Here is a 4,753-nt window from a genome sequence, read left to right on the forward strand (position 1 = left end):
GATTTTGCTAGATAAAAAAAATTTGCCTGATGCATATACAAAATGCCCTTGCTTGATAAAAGTTGTCATGTTAGAGGCTGAAGAACAGATGAGACTGTATTTAAACAATAAAACTTTAGGGTGGTTACACCAACAAGTGAGCAATAAAATACCATCAGAACACAAAAGAGAAACAGTTGAATGGTTTAATAATCCTAAATCAAGGTAAATTAAAAATAGTCTTAAAAAAACTGAAACAAAAACCATTTAACATAATATAAAAGTTAGATACAACAAATGTCGTAAAAGGATAATTTCTCGACATTTGTTGTTTGTGTGTATCTATTTTATAGCCTCATTGTTAATCATATGTATGTAATAAACCACCATAAATTACTATCTAAGTGAGAATATTCACTTGTTTTATGCACTAATTATCACTTTATACATGAAATTGTGAGAGGTTGTTTTATGGCAAATAATGAATTTGAAAAATAAAAAAAGAAGCCGTTAAGCTCCTTATTGCATACTTATTTTATTATTTTTCCTTAGCTGAAAACAATAATTCTTTTTCCTTAATAGAAAACTCTTCTTCTGTTATAATTCCATCATCTAATAATCCTTTATATTTCATAATCTCATCTGTTACTCTTTGTTGTTTCCGCTCTAATTCCAATAACATCACCTCATTCCAATACTTCTTCCGTTGTAAGCCCTCCAACAGTAACCATCAACGGCATTCTTAAATATTATTTGCTTAACGTAGGCAAAAGTCACGTTTTATATCCATTTTATGTCTTAAAGTGGGGTTTGTTGGAAATGTTGGCGCTACCCCTATTACCATAACATCATACACTGCTACCTGTAACTTATACCATTTGGTGTTTTGCCAACCTTAACTGTTGCAGTAACTTTATTAGTCTTGTTATCAATTACACTTACTGTATTATCATACATGTTAGTCACATATACTATCTTATTATCTATGCTGGTTACAACTCCATGAGCTCCCTTTCCAGTTTTTATAGTTGCTACAACTTTCTTAGTAGTAAGATCAATTTTTGAAACTGTATTAGATGGACTCTCTTCAGTTCCTTGATTAGCCACAAAAGCATACTTATCATCAGGTTCTATATAAGTTTGAGCCGGCCCTACTCCTACTGCAATCTTTTCAACTTTGTCTGTAGAAAGATCTACAACAGCTAAAGAGTTCTCCGCATTTATAGTTGCAATTAAAGTCTTTCCATCACTGGTAACAGCTGTGGTTGATGGAGTCTTACCTACTTTTATTTTCCTTAATTCTTTATTGTTTTTTATATCTACAACACTTACTGTGTCTTCACCCATATTGGCTACATAAGCAAACCTACTATCTTTTGAAATACGAAAGCCATGTGGTCCTTTTCCTATAGAAATGTTATTAACTAACTTATAAGTTTTTGCATCAATAACTGATACGTTATTGTCTTGATTATTTGTAACTAATACATATTTACTATCCTGAGTAAATACTATATGTGCTGGATGCTTACCTACTTCAACCTTCTTAATTAACTTTCCTGTATCTATATTATAAAAAAATGCTGAACCATTTGTACCCATAGCTCCACCTTGAGACATTGACATTCCTTTTTTGTCCATAACTACCGAAGTGTAAGCCACTATCTTTCCGTCTGGCGAGACCTGTACGTTATGAGGCTTTCCTTTATCATTTATAGTTTCCAACACCTTGTTTGTAGCTGAATCTATCTTTGTAATAGACCCTCCTTCATTGGCTGTAAAGTAATAAGAATTTATGTTCTTTCCTGGTATTTGAGTAGAACTTTGCGACTGCTTCTTTGGTGCACTACTGCATCCGGATAAAGTTAATATTAATACAACCATGATGCCAACTGATTTTATGAGTTTTGATTTAATCATTTTCCCTTCCTTCCAAATATAATGCTAAATGCATATTAATTTAGGTGTTTATAAGAATCTTTATTACATTTTTTCAAAATCTGATTTTGTAACTCCACATACTATACAAACATACTTATACATAAAAACATCTCCTCTTAATTTATTGTTTCAAATTTTTATCCTTATTAGCTTCTTTGAATTGATTATGTTATAAGCCTATTATACTGATTAATAATTATATTGTCGGTAACATATGTTGCCTAAGATTAAACAATAAAGCTGAAACTGTTTTCACAATTCTATGCTTTATTATTTCTAATTTAATATATTATTTTTATCCTAATATTTGTTTTAAATCATCTTTTGGTGTGCTTATTGGTTTAATTTCAAAAGCATCAACTAAGAATTGTAATACGTTAGGACTTAAGAAAGCTGGTAAAGTTGGTCCAAGATAAATTCCTTTTACTCCGAGTGAAAGTGTTATATGAGTTACTATAATAATGGCTGGTACCAGTGGGGATTAAGTAAAATGAGCCCTGCTCAATACAGGACTCATATTTCAGTGGTGACATAGGTCAGTTTTTTTAAACTGTCTATTTTATGGGTTACAGTTCAAAATCAAATAGTGATCTTTATAAAATATTTAATAAATAAATTATCTTAGCCAATATCTTTACTCAATACTCAAGAAAGAATATTATCTTTTTTCTCTAAAAATGTATGCTTGCCTTTTATTTTACGTACATTCCACCAGGTTTTCCGGATAAATTAATTATTATATTTTTCATCTGAGTATAATGCTCTAATATTACTTTGTGAGTCTCCCTACCTATTCCAGATTCTTTATATCCTCCAAATGGTGCACCAGCAGGGAAACTATCGTAAGTGTTTACCCACACACGTCCAGTTCTGATTCCTCTTGCAACTCGAATGGCTTTATTCAAATCTTTTGTAAATACACCCCCGGCCAAACCGTAATCACTATCATTAGCCATATCGATAACTTCTTCTTCAGTTTTGAATTTAATTACAACTCCTACTGGTCCAAAGATTTCTTCTCTAGCTACTCTCATATCATTTGTGACATCTACAAGTAGTGTAGGTTTCATAAAGTACCCTTTCGATGCATCACCTTCTACGTATCTTTCTCCTCCTGTGGCAATTTTTGCACCTTCTTTTTTGCCGATTTCAACATAACTAAGAATCTTATTAAGATGTTTTTCACTGATTTGTGCACCCATTTGTGTATGGCTATCTAATGGATTGCCCACTTTAACCTTTTCAAAAGCATTTATTGCGTTTTCCATGAATTCATCATAAAACTCTTCCTGTACAAAGATTCTAGAACCTGCTGAGCACACTTGACCTTGATTAAATAAAATACCTAGCTGAATACCTTCTAATGCAATATCCATATCTGCATCTTTGAAAAAGATATTAGCAGATTTCCCACCAAGTTCCAAGGTAGATGGAATAATATTCTGTGCTGCTGAAAGACCAATTCCTCTTCCAACTTCTGTAGAACCAGTAAATGCCAGTTTATCAAGACCTTTATGATGTTGCAGATATTCACCACTCTTAGATCCTCTACCCGTAATTAAATTAATAACTCCCTTTGGAACAATATTTTCTATTAACTTAATGAACTCTAACATACTTAATGAAGTTGAACTGGATGACTTAAAAACCGATACATCTCCTGCTGCTATTAATGGAGCTAATTTCCATGCTGCCATTAGGAATGGAAAATTCCAAGGTACAATTTGTCCAACAACTCCAATAGGCTCTCTTAAAATTAGATTTAAGGTATTTTCATCTAACATTGTTGCACTGCCTTCATCTGCTCGAATAACACCTGCAAAATATCTGAAATGATCAGCTGCTAATGGAATATCTCCTCCTATTGTTTCTCTAATTGGTTTTCCATTATCAATGGTTTCAATTGTGGCTAAATATTCTGCATTTTCATCAATAATATCAGCTATTTTATTTAACACAGACGCTCTTTCAGCAGGGGTTGTCTTACTCCATGTTTTAAAAGCATCCTGTCCAGCTTTCACTGCATCATCCACATCTTCATTAGAAGCATCTGCAATCGCTGCTAGTAATTCTCCTGTAGCTGGGTTATAAGTCTTAATGGTTGCTCCATCTGAAGCATCTCTCCACTTCCCACCAATGAATAATTGATATCGTTCTTGGAATTTAATATTCATATAATTTCCCCCTTAAAATTTTTATCCTACATTCTTCATACCTTGTCCTGCTGCGCTTCCAATAAAATATATTAAATGAACGAACCTAAATTGTCTGACTTATTCTTTTCAGTATATCTATATACCTTTAGTTCATTATCACCTACATATAAAACTGGATCTAATGCTGAATACACTAAATGTTCTTCTTCATCGTAAAAGCTTATTAATATAATGGGTAAACCATAATACATTTTTTTAAAATTTATTCTTATCTTTTCGATAATCTAACCTCTTATTTTTAATCATAATGCTAATTACAGTAATATACCGTGATTAATATCACTATCTATTTGGGCTGTCATTACATGACCAAATCTCCGGTTGGAGTATAAGTTTGATTCATGCGAAGATTTTAAAATTCCACAAGATGCAATTCTTTTGTAATACTTTTGTATTTATTATAATTTACCTTTTGGAAAAACCAACTAAAAAAATAAATATAAATATAAATATAAAAAATATTTAAATCTATTTATTCCAAGTTGAGAAATGATGATGTATAATAAGAATATGAGGTGATTAAAAGTGGCGAGCAATGAGGATATAATGGATATATTGGTTAAATTAACAGAAGGTCAAACAGAAATAAAAGGTTCATTACATAGCGTTAATAGTAG

The 4,753-nt window shown here is 31.7% G+C and carries 6 protein-coding genes and 1 pseudogene; 2 read left to right on the forward strand and 5 right to left on the reverse strand.

The genetic code is table 11. From position 1 onward, the window contains the following. Positions 1–208, forward strand: a pseudogene (locus tag LGK95_RS21745) (Rrf2 family transcriptional regulator); the annotation flags it as partial. A gap of 309 nt (positions 209–517) precedes the next feature. Here LGK95_RS21745 and LGK95_RS21750 read toward each other — a convergent pair. The 3 genes from LGK95_RS21750 to LGK95_RS21760 all read right to left on the reverse strand — a co-directional run bounded on the left by LGK95_RS21750 (position 518) and on the right by LGK95_RS21760 (position 2,395). Continuing rightward, positions 518–655, reverse strand: a complete 138-nt coding sequence (locus LGK95_RS21750) for an SHOCT domain-containing protein (protein ID WP_226126995.1) — start codon at positions 653–655, stop codon at positions 518–520. A gap of 182 nt (positions 656–837) precedes the next feature. Beyond that, positions 838–1,899, reverse strand: coding sequence for a YncE family protein (locus tag LGK95_RS21755; RefSeq protein WP_226126996.1), 1,062 nt, complete (start codon positions 1,897–1,899; stop codon positions 838–840). A 316-nt stretch (positions 1,900–2,215) separates the two neighbouring features. After that, positions 2,216–2,395 (reverse strand): hypothetical protein, encoded by a 180-nt coding sequence (locus tag LGK95_RS21760; RefSeq protein WP_264174632.1) that lies wholly within the window; start codon positions 2,393–2,395, stop codon positions 2,216–2,218. Between LGK95_RS21760 and LGK95_RS22950 the strand changes: the two genes are divergently transcribed. Next, on the forward strand, positions 2,366–2,455 hold the full coding sequence (locus tag LGK95_RS22950; RefSeq protein ID WP_404814485.1) for an IS3 family transposase: 90 nt from the start codon (positions 2,366–2,368) through the stop codon (positions 2,453–2,455). The two genes, LGK95_RS21760 and LGK95_RS22950, sit on opposite strands and share 30 nt — an antisense overlap. Before the next feature lie 157 nt (positions 2,456–2,612). On the opposite strand, the gene LGK95_RS21765 is transcribed toward LGK95_RS22950, so the two are convergent. Next, on the reverse strand, positions 2,613–4,094 hold the full coding sequence (locus LGK95_RS21765) for an aldehyde dehydrogenase family protein (protein ID WP_226126997.1): 1,482 nt from the start codon (positions 4,092–4,094) through the stop codon (positions 2,613–2,615). A 71-nt stretch (positions 4,095–4,165) separates the two neighbouring features. Then, positions 4,166–4,327, reverse strand: coding sequence for a hypothetical protein (locus LGK95_RS21770; RefSeq protein ID WP_226126998.1), 162 nt, complete (start codon positions 4,325–4,327; stop codon positions 4,166–4,168). Between the last annotated feature and the right edge of the window lie 426 nt (positions 4,328–4,753).

It is taken from the genome of Clostridium algoriphilum (assembly GCF_020443705.1).
Classification (GTDB): Bacteria; Bacillota; Clostridia; order Clostridiales; family Clostridiaceae; genus Clostridium_AD; species Clostridium_AD algoriphilum.

Bases quoted from the DNA above. Each gene is read 5' to 3' on its own strand.
- LGK95_RS21755 (WP_226126996.1), bottom strand. From the start codon at position 1,899: ATGATTAAATCAAAACTCATAAAATCAGTTGGCATCATGGTTGTATTA.
- LGK95_RS22950 (WP_404814485.1), top strand. From the start codon at position 2,366: ATGAGTTACTATAATAATGGCTGGTACCAGTGGGGATTAAGTAAAATG.
- LGK95_RS21765 (WP_226126997.1), bottom strand. From the start codon at position 4,094: ATGAATATTAAATTCCAAGAACGATATCAATTATTCATTGGTGGGAAG.
- LGK95_RS21770 (WP_226126998.1), bottom strand. From the start codon at position 4,327: ATGTATTATGGTTTACCCATTATATTAATAAGCTTTTACGATGAAGAA.